The 20,382-nt window shown below is 72.9% G+C and carries 20 protein-coding genes; 7 read left to right on the top strand and 13 right to left on the bottom strand.

Going from position 1 to position 20,382, the window contains the following annotated elements:
- Positions 1-145: 145 nt before the first annotated feature.
- The 3 genes from ACIBI4_RS23110 to sigE form a co-directional block, all read right to left on the bottom strand.
- The gene (locus ACIBI4_RS23110) at positions 146-2,167 is read right to left on the bottom strand and encodes a trypsin-like peptidase domain-containing protein (RefSeq protein WP_399205878.1); all 2,022 of its coding nucleotides are present in this window, start codon (positions 2,165-2,167) and stop codon (positions 146-148) included.
- Positions 2,168-2,358: 191 nt separating this feature from the next.
- Complete coding sequence (locus ACIBI4_RS23105; RefSeq protein WP_399205877.1) at positions 2,359-3,300, bottom strand: anti-sigma factor family protein; 942 nt, start codon at positions 3,298-3,300, stop codon at positions 2,359-2,361.
- The gene (gene sigE, locus ACIBI4_RS23100) at positions 3,297-3,992 is read right to left on the bottom strand and encodes an RNA polymerase sigma factor SigE (RefSeq protein WP_399206083.1); all 696 of its coding nucleotides are present in this window, start codon (positions 3,990-3,992) and stop codon (positions 3,297-3,299) included. The genes ACIBI4_RS23105 and sigE overlap by 4 nt, the downstream gene beginning before the upstream one ends.
- A 302-nt stretch (positions 3,993-4,294) precedes the next feature.
- On the opposite strand from sigE, the gene ACIBI4_RS23095 reads away from it, so the two are divergent.
- A complete protein-coding gene (locus ACIBI4_RS23095) occupies positions 4,295-4,954 on the top strand; it encodes an O-methyltransferase (protein WP_399206082.1) in 660 nt (219 codons plus the stop codon).
- A gap of 81 nt (positions 4,955-5,035) precedes the next feature.
- On the opposite strand, the gene ACIBI4_RS23090 is transcribed toward ACIBI4_RS23095, so the two are convergent.
- Positions 5,036-5,203, bottom strand: a complete 168-nt coding sequence (locus ACIBI4_RS23090; protein ID WP_003966491.1) for a DUF3117 domain-containing protein — start codon at positions 5,201-5,203, stop codon at positions 5,036-5,038.
- Between the two features lie 342 nt (positions 5,204-5,545).
- Between ACIBI4_RS23090 and ACIBI4_RS23085 the strand changes: the two genes are divergently transcribed.
- Positions 5,546-6,346 carry an enoyl-CoA hydratase/isomerase family protein gene (locus tag ACIBI4_RS23085; protein WP_399205876.1) on the top strand — a complete coding sequence of 267 codons (801 nt, stop codon included), beginning with the start codon at positions 5,546-5,548 and terminating at the stop codon, positions 6,344-6,346.
- A gap of 17 nt (positions 6,347-6,363) precedes the next feature.
- On the opposite strand, the gene ACIBI4_RS23080 is transcribed toward ACIBI4_RS23085, so the two are convergent.
- Both ACIBI4_RS23080 and ACIBI4_RS23075 read right to left on the bottom strand, forming a co-directional pair.
- Positions 6,364-6,948 (bottom strand): DNA-3-methyladenine glycosylase I, encoded by a 585-nt coding sequence (locus tag ACIBI4_RS23080; protein WP_399205875.1) that lies wholly within the window; start codon positions 6,946-6,948, stop codon positions 6,364-6,366.
- On the bottom strand, positions 6,945-7,484 hold the full coding sequence (locus ACIBI4_RS23075; RefSeq protein WP_399205874.1) for a DivIVA domain-containing protein: 540 nt from the start codon (positions 7,482-7,484) through the stop codon (positions 6,945-6,947). The genes ACIBI4_RS23080 and ACIBI4_RS23075 overlap by 4 nt, the downstream gene beginning before the upstream one ends.
- Before the next feature lie 106 nt (positions 7,485-7,590).
- Between ACIBI4_RS23075 and folP the strand changes: the two genes are divergently transcribed.
- Positions 7,591-8,460, top strand: coding sequence for a dihydropteroate synthase (gene folP, locus ACIBI4_RS23070; protein ID WP_399205873.1), 870 nt, complete (start codon positions 7,591-7,593; stop codon positions 8,458-8,460).
- A gap of 58 nt (positions 8,461-8,518) precedes the next feature.
- On the opposite strand, the gene ACIBI4_RS23065 is transcribed toward folP, so the two are convergent.
- Entirely contained in the window at positions 8,519-9,265 is a 747-nt protein-coding gene (locus ACIBI4_RS23065; protein ID WP_399205872.1) for a TIGR00730 family Rossman fold protein, read from the bottom strand.
- Between the two features lie 146 nt (positions 9,266-9,411).
- On the bottom strand, positions 9,412-10,536 hold the full coding sequence (dapE, locus tag ACIBI4_RS23060; protein WP_399205871.1) for a succinyl-diaminopimelate desuccinylase: 1,125 nt from the start codon (positions 10,534-10,536) through the stop codon (positions 9,412-9,414).
- A 73-nt stretch (positions 10,537-10,609) separates the two neighbouring features.
- Here dapE and ACIBI4_RS23055 point away from each other — a divergent pair, with 73 nt between their 5' ends.
- Both ACIBI4_RS23055 and ACIBI4_RS23050 read left to right on the top strand, forming a co-directional pair.
- A complete protein-coding gene (locus tag ACIBI4_RS23055; RefSeq protein ID WP_399205870.1) occupies positions 10,610-11,533 on the top strand; it encodes a heavy metal transporter in 924 nt (307 codons plus the stop codon).
- Between the two features lie 371 nt (positions 11,534-11,904).
- Complete coding sequence (locus tag ACIBI4_RS23050; protein ID WP_399205869.1) at positions 11,905-12,420, top strand: ATP-binding protein; 516 nt, start codon at positions 11,905-11,907, stop codon at positions 12,418-12,420.
- Between the two features lie 94 nt (positions 12,421-12,514).
- Here ACIBI4_RS23050 and dapC read toward each other — a convergent pair whose 3' ends face one another.
- A complete protein-coding gene (gene dapC, locus ACIBI4_RS23045) occupies positions 12,515-13,642 on the bottom strand; it encodes a succinyldiaminopimelate transaminase (protein ID WP_399205868.1) in 1,128 nt (375 codons plus the stop codon).
- Positions 13,643-13,741: 99 nt separating this feature from the next.
- Positions 13,742-14,062 carry a ferredoxin gene (fdxA, locus tag ACIBI4_RS23040; protein ID WP_018089397.1) on the bottom strand — a complete coding sequence of 107 codons (321 nt, stop codon included), beginning with the start codon at positions 14,060-14,062 and terminating at the stop codon, positions 13,742-13,744.
- 140 nt (positions 14,063-14,202) lie between these two features.
- Between fdxA and ACIBI4_RS23035 the strand changes: the two genes are divergently transcribed.
- Together ACIBI4_RS23035 and ACIBI4_RS23030 are read left to right on the top strand one after the other, a co-directional pair.
- A complete protein-coding gene (locus ACIBI4_RS23035) occupies positions 14,203-15,207 on the top strand; it encodes a GNAT family N-acetyltransferase (protein ID WP_399205867.1) in 1,005 nt (334 codons plus the stop codon).
- 4 nt (positions 15,208-15,211) lie between these two features.
- A complete protein-coding gene (locus ACIBI4_RS23030) occupies positions 15,212-16,039 on the top strand; it encodes a transglutaminase-like domain-containing protein (protein ID WP_399205866.1) in 828 nt (275 codons plus the stop codon).
- A gap of 47 nt (positions 16,040-16,086) precedes the next feature.
- Here ACIBI4_RS23030 and ACIBI4_RS23025 read toward each other — a convergent pair whose 3' ends face one another.
- The 3 genes from ACIBI4_RS23025 to ACIBI4_RS23015 all read right to left on the bottom strand — a co-directional run bounded on the left by ACIBI4_RS23025 (position 16,087) and on the right by ACIBI4_RS23015 (position 20,230).
- Entirely contained in the window at positions 16,087-16,728 is a 642-nt protein-coding gene (locus ACIBI4_RS23025) for a response regulator transcription factor (RefSeq protein ID WP_399205865.1), read from the bottom strand.
- A gap of 13 nt (positions 16,729-16,741) precedes the next feature.
- Entirely contained in the window at positions 16,742-17,836 is a 1,095-nt protein-coding gene (locus ACIBI4_RS23020) for a sensor histidine kinase (RefSeq protein WP_399206081.1), read from the bottom strand.
- 216 nt (positions 17,837-18,052) lie between these two features.
- Positions 18,053-20,230: a hypothetical protein gene (locus ACIBI4_RS23015; RefSeq protein ID WP_399205864.1), complete on the bottom strand. Its 2,178-nt coding sequence runs from the start codon at positions 20,228-20,230 to the stop codon at positions 18,053-18,055.
- Positions 20,231-20,382: the final 152 nt, after the last annotated feature.

Here is a 20,382-nt window from a genome sequence, read left to right as displayed (position 1 = left end):
CCCTCTCCGCAGCCCGGTGGCAGGTGGTCCGTGACCGTGTTCCGGGCAGGTCCACGGTACCCGGCTCTTCCGGCGACCGGAACGTACCGGTCGCCGGAAGCGGCGATCAATCGTCGGACGTTTCGGTGAACAGCCGGGGTGCGGCTCAGTCGCCCGCCTCGCCCAGCGTCAGCGAGACCTTGCGCTCCTTGTCGTCGCGCTCGATGGTCAACTCCAGACGGTCGCCGGGCTCGTGGGAGCGGATCTTCACGATCAGCTCCTCGCCCGAATGGATCTTCTGGCCGTCGACCTCGGTGATCACGTCGCCGGGCTTGATGCCCGCCTTGGCCCCGGGACCACCGGGCTTGACCGCGGGGCTGCCGCCCGCGGCCTCCTCCGCGACCCGGGCGCCGTCGCCGAGGAACTCCGTGTCGAGGGTGACCTCGATCACCGGGTGCGTGGCCTTGCCCTCGTTGATCAGCTGCTCGGCGACGCGCTTGCCCTGGTTGATCGGTATCGCGAAGCCGAGGCCGATGGAGCCGGCCTGGCCACCGTCCGCGTCGCCGCCGTTGCCGGCCGAGCGGATCGCGCTGTTGATGCCGATGACGCGGGCCTTGGAGTCGACGAGCGGGCCGCCCGAATTGCCGGGGTTGATGGGCGCGTCGGTCTGCAGCGCGTTCACATACGAGACATCGCTGCCGTCGGCCTCGCCGCCCGCGGTGATCGGGCGCTCCTTGGCGCTGATGATCCCGGAGGTGACGGTGTTGGAGAGGTCGAAGGGGGCGCCGATCGCCACGACCGGGTCGCCCACCTCGACGTTGTCGGAGTTGCCGAGCGGCAGCGGCTTGAGGCCCTTGACCCCGCTGACCTTGACCACCGCGAGGTCGTACCCCGCGTCGCGGCCGACGATCTTGGCGCTCGCGGTCTCGCCGCCGCTGAACGTCACGGAGATCTTGCCGTCGGAACCGCCCGGGTCCACGACGTGGTTGTTGGTGAGGATGTGGCCCTTGCGGTCGAGCACGAAGCCCGTGCCGGTGCCCTCCCCGCCGCCACCGCTGACGTGCAGGGTCACCACGCTGGGCAGCGCGCTCGCGGCGATCCCGGCGACGCTGTCGGGGGCACGGTCCCGTGACTCCTCGCCCGACTGGCCGAGTTCGACCTCGCCCACGCCGCCGTTGCGCTCGATGTACGCGCCGACGCCGCCGCCGATCCCGCCGGTGACGAGCGCGAGGGCGACGGCCCCGAGCACGAGCAGCCCCTTGCGGGACTTCTTCCGGGGCGCCTCACCGATGCCGGCGGACGGCAGCAGGGGCTGCTGCGGGGAGCGCCATGGGTCGTACGTGGCCCAGGGGCCGTTGCCGTTGGGTGCGGCCGGGTTGCCCGGGGCCGGGGCGGCCTGGCCGGCGCCGGCCGGAGGCTGCTGGGCGCCGGGGGTCTCGTGCGGGGCGGCCTGCGCGTGCGACGGGGCGGCCTGCCCCGGAGCGCCGGGCTGCTGCGGGATGTGCACGCCGTGGGGCTGGGTGACGTGCGGCTGGGCGGCGTGCGGCTGCGGGGCGCCTTGCGGCGGCTGGGCGCCGTGGGCTGGCGCACCCTGCGTCGGATGCGGGGCAACGGGCGTGCCCGGGGCCGGAGTTGGGGGCACCTGAGCCTGCGGTGCCGGAGCGGGGTGAGCCGGGGCCGGGTGAGCCGGAGGTATGGGCGCACCCCCGGATATCGCCTGCCCACTCTGCGGATACGTAGCGGACGCACCGTGTCCCGCCACGGCGGCCGGCGGCAGCGGAGTGCCCTGCGCGGGGGTGGCGACCGGGTGCTGGACGGGCGGTGCGGGCGCCCAGGGGCCGGGGCCCCCGTACGGCGGCGTGCTGTAGGGGTCGGGCTCGTGCAGCGGGCTGGGCCGCTCGGCCGGGACGGAGTCCGTGGGCACGGCGTCGTGCGGTGACGTCGGAGCGTCCGTCGCGTCGGCGGCGCCGACTCCCGTACCCGTAAAGCCGTTTGAAGGCTCGTGCGGTGCGGCGTCGGGACCGGCCGCGGTGCCGGATCCGGTGGCGGCGGCCATCGGTGCGCTCAGCGGATAGTCCCCGTCGAAAGCGTCGCCGCCGGAAGCTCCCGCGGCCGGCGCGGGTCCCTCGGAGCTCCGGGGCCTGCTCCACCACTTCGCCTTCGGCCCGGTGGGCTTCCCGTCGTCCATCCCTCTCCCCACGCAGCGCTCGGCGTCTCGTTCCCACGCCCTTGCCGTCGGCCTGCCGGACCCGCCCGGACACCGTCCCGCGTGTCCGGTCCCGCCCCGCCTGGCACGACTCCTTCAGGGGATACCCGCCGTCGGCGAATCGGCCCCCACGGGATTCAACCAGGTCCCCACGGGGGCGGACAGCATCAGGGTCAGCGGGCGGGCAGCGAAAGTCCCGCAGATGGGGACGGGCTGGGCGCGCCGCTCGGGCCCGCCGTGGCGGAGCCCTGCACGGCGGAGCTCTTCGCGGCCGGGAGCAGCGGCGAGTACGGCACGGTGGCCGCGACGGGACGTATGAGGGGGGGCAGGGCAGCGGAACGGTTCATGATCGGCGAGGCGAGCGGCAGCTGACGCTGCAGCCCCGGGGCGGACACCGCGGTGGCGGCGACCGGCGCGGGCAGCCGGCCCGCGGCCTGCGCACCGGCGCTCTGCGCGCCGCCGCGACGGCGGTTGGTCTCGGCGGCGGTGGCCGTGCCCGAACCCTGGGTGCGCAGCGGCGAGGCGTTGGCGCCGCGGGCCTCGGCCCGGTCGGCGGCCGCTCCCGCGGGCATCCCGGTGGACACCCCGCCGAGCGCGATGGCCGCGAGGGACACCGCACCGGCCGCCGCGAACGCGAACCGCCGGCTGCGCGAGGCCGCGGCCGCGCGCTCGGCGCCGCCGCGTCCGACCTCGTGGATACGGAAGCCGCCGCCGGGCAGCAGTCCGCCGCGGCCGCCGGACGGCGCGTACGAGAAGGTGCCCGCGCCGATCCCGAAGCCGTCGTCACCCATGCCGAACACCCCGTCGGCGCGCGGGCGCCCGAAGGGGTCGGGCTTGTCGCCACCGGGGCCGCCGGGGCTGCCCGGGTCGGAGAGACCCTGCAGCCGGGCGAGGAAACTCTCGGACGGCGGGGGCGGTGCGGCCTCCGCGAAAACGGACTTCAGGCGGCGCTGTGCCTCGGCCTCGGACTTGCACTTGGCACACGTGGCGAGATGGGCGAGGACCCGGTCGCGGGTGTCATGGCCCAGCTCGCCGTCCACCAGGGCGGCGAGCCGGTCTCCCAGATGCTGCTCGGCGAGCTGCCTCTCGGCAGGGTTGAGCCGTGATCCACTCACGCGGTCGCGCCCCCTCCCTCCGGATCCGGGCCACCGACGAACGCGAGCGAGCGACGCTCGGCGCGCGCCTCGGGCGACCGGTGCTGCAGGGCCTTGCGGAGCTGGGAACGGCCGCGGTGGATGCGGCTGCGCACGGTGCCGAGCTTCACGCCGAGCGTGGCGGCGATCTCCTCGTACGAGAGACCTTCGATGTCGCAGAGGACGACCGCGGCGCGGAACTCGGGCGCCAGGGTGTCGAGGGCCTGCTGCACGTCCGCATCGAAGTGCGTGTCGTTGAAGACCTGCTGGGGGCCGAGCTCGCGGCTGGGCAGGCGCTCCGCCGCGTCGTCCCCGAGGGCGTCGAAGCGGATGCGCTGGCGGCGGCGGACCATGTCCAGGAACAGATTGGTCGTGATGCGGTGCAGCCAGCCCTCGAAGGTGCCCGGCGAATAGGTGGAGAGCGAGCGGAAGACGCGCACGAATACTTCCTGCGTCAGGTCCTCGGCGTCGTGCTGGTTGCCCGTCAGACGGTAGGCGAGGCGGTAGACGCGGCCGCTGTGCGTGCTGACGATCTCCTCCCAGCTGGGCGGAGTCCACGCCTGGGATTCCGCATCGGCGGCAAAGGTCGCGGTCTGTGCGGAAACGGCGGAGTGGTCAGCAGTGTCGGTCACGGATTTCGGCTCGCCCGCCGACCTGAGGAAGCGGCGCCTGATTCGCGCCATCGTTCCGCGGTCACCGGTCGTAGCCGCACCTCCCCTGTCGGCTCTGGTGGTGTCCAGTGGAGCCCCTACCATAGCCACCTCGCCTGTTAGCTCAGGATAAGAGTCTTTACGAGAATTTGAAGATCGCGGGCCGTCTCTCCCCGGCCGTTCGTGCGCTTCGTCCCCCTGGTCCATTTCATTCCCCCCGTATTGCGGCGCCAGAACTCACCGAGGGGCCCCTCACCCCTGCATATCCGTTACAACGCCCGGTCCCATCAGCAGGTTCCCGGCCCAACGGATACAGTCACGCGCAGATAAGCACGGGGAGACAGGAGAGGGTCATTACCGGCAACCGGCAGCCGACTTCGGCATTCGCCGACGCCTACGTCACGGAGGACGAGGCGCTGCTCTGGGCGCGTCAGCGCGCCCGTGAGGCAGGGCTGCGCGCGGTGTCGCCCGCGACGGGTTCGGCGCTGCGGATGCTGGCCGCGACGGTCGGTGCGAAGGCGGTGGCCGAGATCGGCACCGGCACCGGGGTGTCCGGAATCCATCTCCTGGGCGGCATGCGCGCCGACGGCGTGCTGACCACCGTCGATCCGGAGCCGGAGCGGCAGCAGTTCGCCCGCACCGCGTTCCGCGCGGCCGGCTTCGCGAGCAACCGCGCCCGTTTCATCCCGGGCCGCGCGCTCGACGTCCTGCCGCGGCTCGCGGACAGCGGATACGACCTCGTCTTCTGCGACGGGGACCGCACGGAGTCCCTCGACTACCTAGCTGAATCGTTGCGCCTGCTCAGGCCGGGCGGTCTCGTGGCCTTCGAAGGGGTCTTCGCTGAGGGCCGCACGGTCGACTCGGGACCGCAGCCGATCGAGGTCCTGCGTCTGCGCGAACTGCTGCGCACCGTGCGGGAGAGCGGCGGCCTCGTGCCGTCGGTCCTGCCGGTGGGCGACGGCCTGCTGTGCGCCGTGAAGCGCTGAGCCCGGGCGGCCCCCGGACACAACACCGCCCCGGCACTTGTTAGTGTGCCGGGGCGGTGAAAGTGGTGTGCGGACGTTGCGTCAGCCGACGACCTTCTTCAGGGCGTCGCCGAGTGCATCGGCCTCATCGGGAGTCAGCTCGACGACAAGCCGACCGCCGCCTTCGAGCGGAACGCGCATGACGATGCCCCGCCCCTCCTTGGTCACCTCGAGCGGGCCGTCGCCCGTCCGCGGCTTCATGGCCGCCATGCTCGTTCCCCTTCCTGAAACCAGCTCACGCAGCCGACAACCCAGGTGTCACCGGCATCGAACACATTGCTTCCAAGCCATTATCCCGCATCGCAGGACCCGATGACCAACATCAGTCGGCATCGCTTGCGCAACGCGCTTGAGCAAAACCACTCAATTCGGCGATGTGACTGCGATACTGCTCGGCTTCACGGGCCTCGGCAGACGTGAATTCTTTGACGTACGTCACATGCCGGTACCCGTACCCGCGGTGATCCGTCTGGGCCATGCTGTCCCATGACGCATGTCCTGTGACGATGCGTACACGCAGACCTGTTCATACGTGACGAGGGGACGAGCTCCATGGCCGACACCGTGCTCTACGAGGTGAGCGACGGGCTCGCGACGATCACCCTGAACCGTCCCGAGGCGATGAACGCCATGAACACCGAGGCGAAGGTCGCGCTGCGGGACGCGGTGCAGGCCGCGGCCGCGGACGCCGGCGTACGGGCGGTGCTCCTGACCGCGACCGGGCGGGCGTTCTGCGTCGGGCAGGACCTCAAGGAGCACATCGGTTCGCTGACCGAGGACCGCGCGTCGGGCAGCGGGCAGACGATGTCGACGGTGCGTGAGCACTACAACCCGGTCATGCGGGCCCTCACCGAGATGCAGAAGCCGGTCGTGGCCGGGGTGAACGGTGTCGCGGCGGGTGCGGGCTTCGGGTTCGCGCTCGCGGCGGACTACCGGGTCGTCGCGGAGACCGCGTCGTTCAACACGTCCTTCGCGGGTGTCGCCCTGACCGCCGACTCGGGCGTCTCGTGGACGCTGCCGCGCATCGTCGGGCCCGGGCGCGCCGCGGACCTGCTGTTCTTCCCTCGCACGGTCAAGGCGCAGGAGGCGTACGAGCTGGGGATCGCGAACCGTCTCGTCCCCGCGGAGTCGCTGGCCGCCGAGGCCGAGTCGGTGGCCCGCACGCTGGCCGCCGGTCCGACGGTCGCCTACGCGGCGCTGAAGGAGTCCCTCGCGTACGGCGCGTCGCACTCCCTGGCCGAGACGCTGGAGAAGGAGGAGGAGCTCCAGACGCGGGCCGGGGCGTCCGAGGACCACGCGATCGCGGTGAAGGCGTTCATCGCGAAGGAGAAGCCGGTCTACCTGGGGCGCTGAGGACGTGGGGCGCGGGCTCAGGACCTGTCCCGCGCCACGCAGACCTCCAGATGGTCGTTGACCAGGCCGCAGGCCTGCATCAGCGCATAGGCCGTGGTCGGGCCCACGAAGCGCAGGCCCCGCTTCTTCAGCGCCTTCGACAGGGCTGTCGACTCGTCCGTGATCGCCGGTACGTCGCCGATCGTGCGCGGCGCCTTGCGGCCTGCCGGGTCCGGGGCGAACGACCAGATCAGGCCGTCCAGTTCGCCCTCGGGCCACTGTGTGAGGAGCTTCGCGTTGGCCAGCGTCGCCTCGATCTTGGCGCGGTTGCGGATGATGCCCTCGTCGGCGAGGAGCCGCTCGGCGTCCGCCGCCGTGTAGGCGGCCACCTTGTCGATCAGGAAGCCGTCGAAGGCGCGCCGGAAGTTCTCCCGGCGGCGCAGGATCGTGATCCACGACAGGCCCGACTGGAAGGCCTCCAGGCAGAGCCGCTCGAAGAGCGCGTCGTCGCCGTGGACCGGCCGGCCCCACTCCTCGTCGTGGTACGCCACGTACTCGTCCGCCGAGAGGGCCCAGGGGCAGCGCAGCGCGCCGTCCGGGCCCGGCTGTGCCGCGCCGGTCAATGCTTCGGCCCTTCCGGGGAGTCGGGGCCGCCGGACGGCGGGCTCCAGGGATCGAACTCGTCGTCGTCCGTGTCCGGGCGCGCCGCGCCGGGCTCCTCCGGGGAGGTCCAGGCGTCCGGCTCCGGGGTCTCGGGCGCGGACCACCCGTCCTGCGCCGGCGGCTCGGGCTCGGCGGGCGGCTCGGCCACGGGCGTCGCGGCGGGGATCTTGTCGAACAGGCCCGCCGCTCCGGAGGCCGTGGCCTGCGCCCCGGCCAGCGTGCGCTCCAGATCGGCGATCCGGGCGTCCCGCTCCGCGAGTTCGGCGCCGAGCCGGGACAGGGCGTCGTCGACCTCGGCCATCCGGTAGCCGCGTACGGCCACGGGCAGCCGCAGCTCCTCCACGTCGGCGCGGGCGAGCGGCCGGTCCGCGGGCAGCGGGTCGACGAGGTACTGCGGCGGCGCCTCGGACAGCACCCCGTCCTCGGAGCCGCCGAGCACGGCGAGCGAGACCGCGGCGACGACCACGGCCAACGCGATGAGCAGGAACCAGAACACGCTCACTCCCCGGAGCAGAAAACGTCAGGCTCCGATCGTGCCATGAGCGGCCGGGAGTTAAGGTCGCAGGCGACCGATGCGGGGCAGGAGAGCAAGGAGTACGACGATGACCGGTCCACTGCGGCTCGGGCGGCGCGAGTTCGGGCCGTACGAACCGGTGATCATGGCGATCGTCAACCGGACGCCCGACTCGTTCTACGACCAGGGCGCCACGTTCCGCGACGAACCCGCGCTCGCCCGGGTCGAGCAGGCCGTCGCCGAGGGTGCGGAGATCATCGACATCGGCGGGGTGAAGGCCGGTCCCGGCGAGGAGGTCACGGCCGAGGAGGAGGCGCGGCGCACGGTCGGCTTCGTCGCCGAGGTCCGCCGGCGCTTCCCCGACGTGATCATCAGCGTCGACACCTGGCGGCACGAGGTCGGGGAGGCGGTCTGCGAGGCCGGCGCCGATCTGCTCAACGACGCGTGGGGCGGGGTCGATCCGAAACTCGCCGAGGTGGCGGCGCGCTACAAGGTGGGGCTCGTCTGCACGCACGCGGGCGGCGCCGAGCCGCGGACCAGGCCGCACCGGATCGCGTACGAGGATGTGATGGCCGACATCCTGAAGGTGACCGTCGGCCTCGCGGAGCGCGCGGCCGGGCTCGGGGTGCCGCGGGAGTCGATCCTCATCGACCCGGGGCACGACTTCGGCAAGAACACCCGGCACAGCCTGGAGGCCACGCGCCGGCTCGGTGAGATGACGGACACGGGCTGGCCCGTCCTCGTCTCGCTGTCGAACAAGGACTTCGTCGGCGAGACGCTCGACAAGCCGGTCAAGGAGCGGGTGATCGGGACCCTGGCGACGACGGCGGTGTCGGCGTGGCTGGGCGCGCAGGTCTACCGCGTGCACGAGGTGGCCGAGACCCGTCAGGTGCTCGACATGGTGGCGACGATCGCCGGCCACCGGCCCCCGGCGGTGGCCCGCCGAGGGCTGGCGTAGGCGGCGGACCCGGGTCTCCCGGGTCCTGTCCGCCGGACAGGGGTTCGGACTTACTCGTCTAGCGGCCCGTCTCCTTCGTCACCAACGCCACCGCTTCCTCCACGCTGTCCGTCACGTGGAACAGGAGCAGGTCCTTCTCGGAGGCCTTGCCCTGGGCGATCACCGTGTCGCGGAGCCAGTCGACGAGTCCGCCCCAGTACTCCGTGCCGAAGAGCACGATCGGGAACTTCGTGACCTTGCGGGTCTGTACGAGGGTGAGCGCCTCGAAGAGCTCGTCGAGCGTGCCGAGGCCGCCGGGGAGCACCACGAAGCCCTGCGCGTACTTCACGAACATCGTCTTGCGGACGAAGAAGTAGCGGAAGTTGACCCCGATGTCGACGTGCTGGTTGAGCCCCTGCTCGAAGGGGAGCTCGATGCCGAGGCCGACGGAGATGCCCTTGGCGTCCCGCGCGCCCTTGTTCGCGGCCTCCATCGCGCCGGGGCCGCCGCCGGTGATCACGGCGAAGCCCGCCTGGACGAGGGCGCGGCCGATGGCGATGCCCGCGTCGTACTCGGGGGTGTCGGGCCGCGTGCGGGCCGAGCCGAACACGCTGATGGCGCTGGGGAGTTCGGCGAGGGCGCCGAAGCCCTCCACGAACTCCGACTGGATGCGCATCACCCGCCAGGGGTCGGTGTGCACCCACTCCGAGTCGCCCTCGGAGTCGAGCAGACGCTGATCGGTCGTGCCGGGCGTGATCTGATCGCGTCGCCGCACCACCGGTCCGAGGTACTGCTCCTCCGGCGGACCCGCTTCCGGATTACCCATACCGTTCTCCTTCCGCTGCACGGACCTCACGGTCGCGCCTGTTCAGCGTAGGTCGAAGGAGGTGGCCGGGGGCGGAATTACGGGCGGGGGCGCGGTGTCAGGAAGACGCCGCGGAGGTACGGGGCCGGGGGCGCGCCCGGCCGCCGTTACGCGGTGAGCCAGGCGCGGAGGGCCTTCTCGCCCTCCAGGATCTTCGCCGTGTCCACGCGCTCGTCCACCTTGTGGGCGTAGATCGGATTGCCGGGGCCGTAGTTCACGGCCGGTACGCCCAGGGCGCTGAAGCGGGCCACGTCCGTCCAGCCGAACTTGGGGCGCGGCTCGCCGCCGACGGCCTCGGCGAAGGCGGCCGCGACCGGGTGGGTGAGGCCGGGGCGTGCGCCGCCCGAGTGGTCGTCGACCACGAACTCGTCGACGTCGCAGTCCGCGAAGAAGTCCCGGACGAACGCGAGGGCGTCGTCCGTCGAACGGTCCGGGGCGTAACGGAAGTTGACCACAAGTGTCGCCTCGTCGGGGATCACGTTGCCCGCGACGCCGCCCTCCACGCGGACCGCGTTGAGCCCTTCGTGGAACTGCAGCCCGTCGACGACCGGCTTGCGCGGCTCGTACGCGGCGAGTGCGGCCAGCGCCTTGGAGGCGCGGTGGATGGCGTTGCTGCCCATCCAGGCGCGCGCGGAGTGCGCGCGCTCCCCCTTGAACTTCAGGAAGACCCGCAGCGTGCCCTGGCAGCCGCCCTCGACGAGGCCCTCGGTGCCTTCGAGCAGGATCGCGAAGTCGCCCGCGAGCCAGTCGGGGTGGGCCTCGGCGACCTTGCCCAGGCCGTTGAGGTGGGCGGCGACCTCCTCGTTGTCGTAGAACACGAAGGTCAGGTCGCGGTTGGGGGCGGGCACGGTGCGCGCGATGCGCAACTGAACGGCGACGCCCGCCTTCATGTCACTGGTGCCGCAGCCCCACAGCGTCCCGTCCTCGTCGAGCCGCGACGGCACGTTGTCCGCGATCGGCACGGTGTCGATGTGTCCCGCGAGGATGACGCGCTCGCCGTGGCCGAGCTGCGTACGGGCCACGATGTTGTTGCCGAAGCGGTCGACCGTCAGATGCGGCAGCGCCCGCAGCGCCGTCTCGACCGCGTCCGCGAGCGGCTTCTCGGAGCCGCTCGGCGACGCGAAGTCGACGAGCTGCGCGGTGAGCTTCGCCGCGTCGAGATCCAGGTCGAGCGAGGTCGGCTGGACGTACGGCTGCTGCTGCGGGGCGGGCGTGGTCTGCTGATCGGCCATGGTGGCGAGCCTAACGTCACGGTCCGGCGAGGACGGTGCCCGTCTGCCCCTCGGACTCCAGTACGGTGGGCGCGTGCCTGAGCCGTCACCCGCCGTCGCAGGCCGTGGCCGTCTGCTGAGGACCGGCGCGGCTCTCGCCGTGCTGCTCGGTCTCGCCGGCTATCTCGTCGTGCAGTACGAGGGCGGGGGCAAGCCCGCGCCGAGGTGCACGGTGCTCGGGGAGGGCGGCGCCTCGTACGAGATGACGTACGAGCAGGCGGAGAACGCGGCGACGATCTCCGCGGTCGGCACCTCGCGCGGGATGCCCGAGCGGGCCGTGACCATCGCGCTCGCGACCGCGCTGCAGGAGTCCGGGCTGCGCAACATCGGCCACGGCGACCGCGATTCGGTCGGCCTCTTCCAGCAGCGGCCCTCGCAGGGCTGGGGCACGGTCGAGCAGATCATGGACCCGGTGTACTCGGCGGGGAAGTTCTACGAGCACCTCAAGGATGTGCCCGGCTACTCGCGGCTGCCGCTGACGGTCGCCGCGCAGAAGGTGCAGCGCAGCGGTTTCCCGCAGGCGTACGCGAAGCACGAACCGGACGCGGCGCTGCTGTCGGCCACGCTCACCGGGCGGGCCGCGGGCGCGCTGAAGTGCGAGGGCCCGACGGCCGCGCAGGCCGGTGACCCGGCGAAGGTGCGCGCGGCCCTGGAGCGGGACTTCGGGCGCGACGTGCTGCCGCGCACGGAGGCGGCGGGCGCGGAGGTCACGGGCGATACGAAGGCCGCCGAGGCGAAGCGCACGGTGAGCGTGCCGGTGACCGCGGACCGCCAGGACGCCGGGCGGCGCGGCTGGGAGCTCGCGCAGTGGGCGGTGGCGCACGCGTCGGTGCTGCGCCTGGAGCGGGTGGCGTACGACGGGCGCGAGTGGGTCGCGGGCGAGCACGGCGGGACGTGGCGCGAGGCGGACCGGGGCGGCGCGGGCGGCACCGAGGTGCTGATCGTCACCGCTGCCTGAGCGGGGCGCGCACACTCGGCGCGCGGCGGCTTCGCAGCTGCGAAACGTCAGCGGTCAGACGTACGGCCGTTCACCCGTCCGAGTTAGCGCGACGGCGTACGCGCGACCGTAGGACCAGATTCTCTACGTACTTTCCCCGGTCTCGAAATCCCTTGCGGGACAAGGGAAGTGACGCTTCGGCACACCCGCGCGAACGGCCGATTTTGCCCGGGTTTCGACAGAGACGATGATGCGACGCATTACCAACTCTTTACGTTGCCGAACCGCAACCTTCGCGGACTTCGAGCGGTAGTCACGGCGTCCGTACGCCGGATCCGCAGGCCGGAAACGGCAGGACAGACCACCGAACGTCCCCGTCCAGAAGGAGCATCATGTCCCTCCCCCTGACCCGTCGGATCGCCCGTGCCGCGCTGCTCACCGCAGCGGGAGCGGCCTCCGCGGTCGGTGCGGCCGGCTCCGCGAGCGCCGCCGGTCTGCCGGCCGCCCCCGACCTGGGCGGGCTCACCGCCCTGGACGGCGCCGGCCTCGGCAACACGGTCGACGGTGCGGCGCAGAACGTCACGGAGCTCGCGGGCGACACCGGCTCCAAGGCCGTCAAGAAGGCCGTCCCGACCGCGGGCAAGGCCGTCGGCAAGGCGGGCAAGACCGCCACGCCGGCCGTGCAGAAGGCCGCCGGTGATGTCGCGGGCGGCACCGGCAAGGCGCTCGGTGACAGCGCCAAGACCGCGACCTCGGACGGCCTGCCGGTCGTCGGCAGCGGACTGCCCACCGACGCCCTGACCGAGAAGGGCCTGACGACCGGTGGTCTGCCCACCGACAGCCTGCCGGTCGCGGGCGGCGGACTGCCCACCGAGGGTCTGATGGGCGGCCTGCCGATCGGCGGCTGACCCACAGGCGCCCGCCACACGAAAGGGGCCCGGGATCACATCCCGGGCCCCTTCGGCGTGTTCGGTGCGCGGCCGGCCGTCGGCCGGTCCGGCGTCAGCCCGCGGCCGTCAGCCGCCGTACGGCCGCCTCGACCCGCTCGTCCGTCGCCGTGAACGCCACACGGACGAAGCGCTCGCCCGCGGTCCCGTAGAAGTCGCCGGGCGCGACGAGGATGCCCAGCCCCGCGAGGTGGGCCACGGTGTCCCAGCAGTTCTCGTCGCGGGTCGCCCACAGGTAGAGGCTGGCCTCGCTGTGCTCGATCCGGAAGCCGTGCGCGACCAGCGCGTCCCGCAGGGCGTCGCGGCGGGCCGCGTACCGGGCGCGCTGCTCGGCCACGTGCGCGTCGTCGCCGAGCGCGACGGCGGCCGCGGCCTGGACGGGCGCGGCGGTCATCATGCCGCCGTGCTTGCGGATCTGCAGCAGATCGTGGAGCAGGCCCTCGTCGCCCGCGAGGAACGCGAAGCGGTAGCCCGCCAGGTTGGAACGCTTGGAGAGGGAGTGCACCGCGACGAGGCCCTCGTACGAGCCGCCGCAGACCTCGGGGTGCAGCACGCTGACCGGCTCCGCGTCCCAGCCGAGCTCCAGGTAGCACTCGTCGGAGACGACGAGGACGCCGTGCTCGCGGGCCCAGGCCACGATCCGGATCAGTTCGTCCTTGGCGAGGACGCGGCCGGTCGGGTTGGAGGGCGAGTTGAGCCAAAGGAGCTTGAGGTTCGTGGGGTCGAGGTCCGAGCCCGCGGCGTCAGCCGCAAATGTCTCGGTGTCGTATGCCACGTAGTCGGCGCGCGCGAGACGGGCGCCCACCTCATACGTCGGGTACGCGAGGCGCGGGTAGGCCACGACGTCGCCGGGGCCGAGGCCCAGCTGGGTCGGCAGCCACGCGACGAGCTCCTTGGAGCCGACCGTCGGCAGGACGTTGCGGTGGGTGAACCCGCGGGCGCCGAGCCGCCGTTCGCACCAGGACACGAGCGCGTCCCGCAGCTCCGGCGTGCCCCAGACCGTCGGATAGCCCGGCGAGTCCGCGGCGGCCACCAGGGCTTTCTGGATCAGGTCGGGGACCGGGTCCACCGGGGTGCCGACCGAAAGGTCGACGATGCCGTCCGCGTGCGCGGCGGCGGTGGCCTTGTACGGCTCCAGCTTGTCCCAGGGGAACACGGGCAGGCGCTCGGAGACTGCGCTCACAGGGTGCTCACTTTCTCATCCGTACGAAAACACCTCGGTCCCGTACGGCAGGGACGCTGCCGTACGGGACCGTGAAGGCGCTGATACCGCGTACGCCGCTTACTGGTTCTGCGGCGGCAGCGCGGCGATGAAGGGGTGGTCGCGCTCGATCAGGCCGAGCTTGCTGGCGCCGCCCGGGGAGCCGAGCTCGTCGAAGAACTCGACGTTCGCCTTGTAGTAGTCCTTCCACTCCTCAGGAGTGTCGTCCTCGTAGAAGATCGCCTCGACCGGGCAGACCGGCTCGCAGGCACCACAGTCGACACATTCATCCGGGTGGATGTACAAGGACCGGGAGCCCTCATAGATGCAGTCGACCGGGCACTCCTCGATGCACGCCTTGTCCTTGACGTCGACACAAGGCTGCGCGATGACGTAAGTCACGCTGTCGTTCCTCCTCGATAGGGCGCTGGCGGGCCGCTCGGGCCTCCGCCACCTGGCGCGCGGGAGCGCGGCGTCGTCGATGCCCGCACCTAGTATCTCCGTTCCGGGGCATGATCCGAACAGGAGGGGCGGACTGAGCTGTGGAAATCATCGGTGGCGGTCTCATGGAAATCCGCATCAACCGCTCTGACGTGGGCAAACGGGTCTCGGTCCGGGCGCTCACGGAGACCGGGACACCGGGTGAGAAGTTCACCGACACGGTGGGCGTTCTCACATCATGGAACGATGATGTGCTGCTGATCACACGCCGGGACGGTACGCCGGTCCACATCGCGGAATCGGCGCTGGTCGCGGGCAAGGTCGTGCCGCCCGCGCCGGCCCGCAGGCGCGGGCCCGCCGCCTCCTTCGCGGAGCTGGCGCGGGTGACCTCGCGCGGCTGGCAGCCCGTCGAGAGCGAGGCGCTCGGGGAGTGGGAGCTGCGGTACGCGGACGGGTTCACCCGGCGGGCCAACTCCGTGCTGGCCCTCGGTGACCCCGGGGTGCCGCTCGACGAGGCGCTGAGCGTCGTACGGGCCTGGTACGCGGAGCGCGGGCTGCACGCGGACATCCAGACGTCGACCGGCGCCGAGGGCACGCACGAGCTGCTGTGCGCGCAGCTGGAGGAGCGCGGCTGGGCGCAGCACACGCCCGCACAGGTGTGGATCGGCGCGCTGGCGCCGCTGGACGACGCGGACGCGGACGTGTCCGCCGTTCATCTCTCGCGGACCTGCGACGAGGACTGGATGCGCCGCTATCAGCGCTTCGGCGAGGGCACTCCCGCGGTGCTCAAGGTGCTGCACAACGGGCCCTCGGTGTGGTTCGCGTCGGTGCCTTCGGCCGACGGGTCGCCTGCGGCGATCGGGCGGTGTGTGATCGACGGGCGCTGGGCCGGGTTCATGGCGGTCGAGGTCGCCCCGGAGCACCGGCGCAAGGGGCTCGCCACGGCCGTCATGACGGCGCTCGCCCGGCAGGCGCTCGGCGAGGGGGCGTCGGCGGGCTGGCTGCAGGTCGAGTCCGGCAACGAGGCAGCGCAGGCGATGTACGGGCGGATGGGCTTCGCGCCGCATCACCACTACCACTTCCACCGCGCGCCCGACGCGGGCTGACGCGATGAGCAGCCCCGACTGGCGCGGCCAGTTCGCCGAGGAGGCCCGGGCCGAGCGCCCGGACCTCGCGCTCCTGTGCCTGCTGATCGGGGCGGAGGCGGAGGGTGCCGCGGACACCTCCGCGCTGGACGCGGCCCAGATCGAACTGGACCGGCTCGCGGGGCTGCTGCCGTACCGGCCGGGCGGGCCGCGGGAGTGGGCGGCCGCGGTGGGTGAACTGCTCGGTGAGCGCTGCGGGTTCCACGGGGTGCCCGCGGACTACCAGCGGCTCGACTCGTCGCTGCTGCACGCGGTGCTGCGGCGGCGGCGCGGGCTGCCGATCCTGCTCTCCGTGGTGTGGCTCGAGGTGGCCCGGCGGGCCGGGGCGCCCGTGTACGGGGTCGCGCTGCCCGGGCACTTCACGGTGGGCTTCGGCGAGCCCGGGGACGAGCCGCTGCTCGCCGACCCCTTCGACGGGGGCCGGGTCCTGAGCACCGGCGACGCCTCGCTGCTCGTGGCCGGTGCGACCGGGGCGCCGCTCGACCCGTCGATGCTGCGGCCCGCGTCGGCGCTGGAGATCGTGCTGCGGATCCTCAACAACATCCGGGCGTGGGCGGCGGCGCGGCCGGAGCAGTCGGCTGTCGCGCTGTGGGCGGTCGAGCTGTCGCTGCTGCTGCCGTCGCACCCGGCGCGGCTGCGGTACGAGCGGGCTCAAGTGCTGGTGGGGCGGGGAGAGTTCGTACGGGGTGCGGTGGAGCTCGAGGCGTACGCGGAGGTGCTCGACGCGGTGGAGAGGGGAGCCGCGGAGCAGGTGCGGGGGGAGGCTCGGGCGGCTCGGGCGCGGTTGAACTGAGGGGGCGTGTCACACGCCGGCCGGGCTGAGGTGAGCTGGAGCCTGAGCTAGAGCCACCCCTTCTCCCGGGCGATCCGTACCGCCTCCGCCCTGTTGCGGGCCGCCAGTTTCTGGATGGCCGTCGAGAGGTAGTTGCGGACCGTGCCCTGGGAGAGGTGGAGGCGGGTGGCCAGGTCGGCGTTGGTGGCGCCGTCGGCCGCCTCGCGCAGGACGTCGCGTTCGCGGTCCGTCAGGGGGTCGGCTCCCCCGGCGAGGGCCGCTGCCGCGAGGACCGGGTCGATGACCTTCTCGCCCGCGAGCACCTTGCGTACCGCATCGGCGAGCTGGGCCGCCGGGGCGTCCTTGACCAGGAAGGCCGAGGCGCCGGACTCCATCGCGCGGCGCAGATAGCCCGGGCGGCCGAAGGTCGTGAGGATCACGATCCTCAACGCCGGGAACTGCTCGCTCAGCCGGGACGCCGCCTCCAGGCCCGTCGCGCCCGGCATCTCGATGTCGAGCAGCGCCACGTCGGGGCCGTGCGCACGGACCGCGTCCACCACCTCGTCGCCGCGGGCGACTTGGGCGACCACCTCGATATCGGGTTCGAGCCCGAGCAGCGCCGCGAGCGCCTCGCGGACCATGGACTGGTCCTCGGCGAGGAGGACGCGGATGAGCGGTGCGGTGGCGTCGGTGGGGGTCGCGTCGGTCATGGGGCGGATCCTGTCATGGGGCCTGCGGGCCGGGGGCGCCCTCCCCCGCCGAGGCGGCAGGCACCCGTGCCACCAGCCTGAACCCCTTGCGTCCCGGCCCCGACTCCAGCGTGCCGCCGACCGCGGCGAGGCGCTCGGTGAGGCCCGTGAGGCCGTTGCCGGGGGTGCCGGCGCCGCCGGTGCCGTTGTCCTCGACGGTCAGCTCGCAGTGCGGTGCGTGGACGGCCAGCGTGACAGTGCAGCGGGTCGCGCCGGAGTGGCGTACGACGTTGGTGACGGCCTCGCGCAGCGCCCAGGCCAGGACCTCCTCGGCGGCGGTGGGCAGATCGGGGGCCGCGGACGGCACGTTCGCCGTGACGCCCGCGGCCGTCAACGCCGTGCGCGCGCCCGCCAGTTCGCCGGCGAGGGTCGCGCGGCGGTAGCCCGTGACCGCCTCGCGGACGTCGACGAGGGCCTGGCGGCTGACGCGTTCGATGTCGGCGACCTGCTCGGCGGCCTTGCCGGGGTGGGCGGGGAGCATCCGGCCCGCGAGTTCGCTCTTCAGCGTGATCAGGGAGAGCGAGTGGCCGAGGAGGTCGTGCAGGTCGCGTGCCAGGCGCAGCCGTTCCTGGTTGGCGGCGAGTTCGGCGACCGTGGCGCGGGCCTCGCGGAGCTCGATCGTGGTGCGCACGAGCTGGCGCACGCCGCACATCGCGAAGCCGATCATCAGGGTCAGCAGGCCGAGGGACCCGATGACCTCGCCGAGCGGCAGGGTGCGCAGTCCGAGCGCGATCTGGGTCGCCGTGGCGCACGGGATCGTCCAGCGCGCGTAGCGGAACGGCAGCACCGCGCCCATGGCCACGGTGACGTACACGAAGAGCCCGAGCCAGTCCTCCCCGAGGCCGTACGCGAGCACCACGCCGAGCCCGTACAGGACGAGCAGGGAGAGGCCGGGGGCCGTCCAGGAGGCGAAGTCGGACGTGAAGCGGAAGACGAGCGCGAGGTACACGACGACGAAGGCCGCGAGGCCGAGCCAGCCGAGGACGGTCGCCGGGGTGGTGTGGTGGCCGCCCGCGAGGTCCTGGACCGGGGAGGCGAGGAAGACGAGCCAGATCCCGATCCACACCATCTTGGAGAGGGCGACGGCGCGGCTGCTCGGCGGGCGGCCGATGGGGAGTTCGACGTCGGGGGTCACGCGGTCCGCCGGCCCTTCCGGTGATCGGTCATGGGGTGCCCATGGGGTGCTCCTGTGGTGCTCATGGGTGCCATGCAGGGTCGCACACGGACAGAAGCCCGGCACGAGGTCGGTCGTGCCGGGCTTCTGAGCTGCGGAAGAGGCCGTGGATCAGGTGGGGTCGGTCTCGATCGTCACGATCCGCTCGGCCGCCGTCTTGCCGCGCAGGGCCTGGCGTACGGCGCCGATGACGTCCTTCTCGTTGACCGCGGTCTTCTTGCCGTTGGCCCGCGTGATCTGGACGCCGTCGAAGGTGCTGCCGTAGAGGCTCTTGAGGACCTTCTCGTCGTAGTACTCGGTGAGCTGGCCGTCGGGCGTGGCCACCACCGTGACGAACTTGAAGATCGACTTCTCCGGCGAGAACTGCACCAGCGCGCCGCTCTCGGTCTTCACCGTGATCATCCCGGACATCGCGGGCGTCGCGAACTCCTGCATCATCCGGTCGACTTCGGCCTTGGAGACCTTCGGCTCGGCGGTGGAGACCGGCAGTTCGACCGGGGCGCGCTCGCCCGTCTCGACCTGTTCGCGGTACGCCGCCTCGATGGCCGCGACCGAACCCTGCTCGTTGATCTTCTTGCCGCCCTTGCCGTACACGGGCGTCGCCTTGCCCGGCGAGAGCGTGATGCCGCCCTCTCCCGACGCGGTGTCGCCCGAGATGCGCTGCAGGGCGTCGGTGAGCTTCTCGACGTCGACCGGCATCTCCGCCTCGATCTCGCGCTCGCCGCCGAACAGCGAGCCGATCACGGAGACGGGGTTGTAGTCGCTGCCGGCCGCCGCGCGCACGGTGGCCTGGGTGTCGAGCGAGAGGCCGGCCTGCTCGGGTTCGAGCGTGACCTCCTTGCCGTTGACCGTGAGCTGCAGCGCCTCGGTGGTGCGCTTGCCGAGTGCGGCGTCCAGCTTCTTGACCGCGTCGTCACGGGTGCCGCCGCCGATGTCGACGCCGAGCACCGTGGTGCCCTTGGGCACGTCGGAGTGGTTCATCAGGAGCCCGGCGCCGTACGCGATGCCGAACAGGCCGATGACGCCGCTCGCCACGAGGACCAGCTTGTTGCGGCCCTTCTTCGCGGGCCGCGCGCTCGCCGCGGACTGCTGCGGCGCGCTCGGCGAAGGGGTGCTCGCCCCGGCCGGCGGACCCTGCGGGGGGAACGTGCCGGGCATGGCGCCTCCCCTGCTCGAAGAGCTTGGGGAAGGGTCCTGGTACGGGGGCACGACGGGGATGCCGCCGTTGAGGGTGTCGCCGGAGACCTGGCGGGGCGCCGGGCCCGAGGTCACGCCCGGGGTGGGCAGGGGCGCGGGACCCGGGGCGGGCTTCTGCGGGGTGAGGACGGCGGTGTCGTCGCTCAGCCGCGGGCCCGCGCCGTCCGGGCCGCCGTCCTGGAGGAAGGAGGGCGCGGCCGGGGCTCCCTGGCGGAAGGCCGCGGGCGGCGCCGCGCCGGTGGCCGGGCCCGTGGTGGGTCCCGCGGGCGGGACCATCGGGCCCTTGCCGTTCGGACCGCCGAGCGGGCTGCCGGGGGGCGGGCCGCTCGGGCGGGGGCCATTCGGGCGCTGACCGCTCGGGCTCGGACCGCCCGGGCCCGACGGCGAACTCGTGGGCGTGGTGGGTCCGGTGGGCGCGGCACCGCCGCCGAGGTCGCTCAGGGCGCTCTTCGGACGGGCGGGCGCGGCCTGGCTCCCGGGCGGAGTGGGCTTGCGGTACGGCAGGTCGCCGCGCGGCGGCGCGGACGGCTCGCCCGCGGGCGCGGAGGGGCCACCGGAGGGCGCGCCCGGGCCACCGCCGGTGCCGCTCGCCGCGTTTGCTCCGCTCGCCCCGTTCGCTCCGGGACCGGTCGGTGCCGGGGCACCCGACGGGCCCTTCGCGCCGCCTGTCTTCCGCGGCGCGAACCAGTCGCTGGTCTTCTCGTCGCCCTTGCCGTCACCGGGCGCCTGAGCGGCGGGCGGCTCGGGGGCGGGCTCCGGCGCGGGCACGGGGTGGGCCCGGGGCACGCCCGGGATGTCCTGGGTGGACGAGGAGGCGCCGCCGCTGCCGCTGCCCGGCTCGTCGCTCATGGGCTTGCGCACCACGACGGGCGGGATGGGGCGCGAGCCCGGGATGTTGATCCGGATCCGCGTCGTCAGCGTGGTCTGCGTCTCGGGCTCGTCGGCCGGCGGCTCGGCCGGCTCCATGCGGTCCGCGTCCAGGCCCGCGTCCGGCCCGCCCGACGAGGTGCCGTACGGCGGCGTGCCCGAGGGGTAGGCGGCACCTCCGCGCCCCTGGGGCCCGGAGGACGGACTGTCAGTTTCTCGGCTCAAGGCAGGTTCTCCCGATCGGCTTCACCGCCCGGCCCTCGTCTGTACGGACTTCCGAGTCCCGATCGATCCGAGTCCCGTTCTGCAAACGACCGTGTGGGGACGGCCCGGCGGCGCGCACCACCATACTGGCCGCGCCCGACGCGCAACCGGTG

The sequence above is a fragment of the Streptomyces sp. NPDC050418 genome (assembly GCF_044458745.1).
Lineage (GTDB): Bacteria > Actinomycetota > Actinomycetes > Streptomycetales > Streptomycetaceae > Streptomyces.
This window is presented reverse-complemented; position numbering and strand designations above follow the sequence as displayed.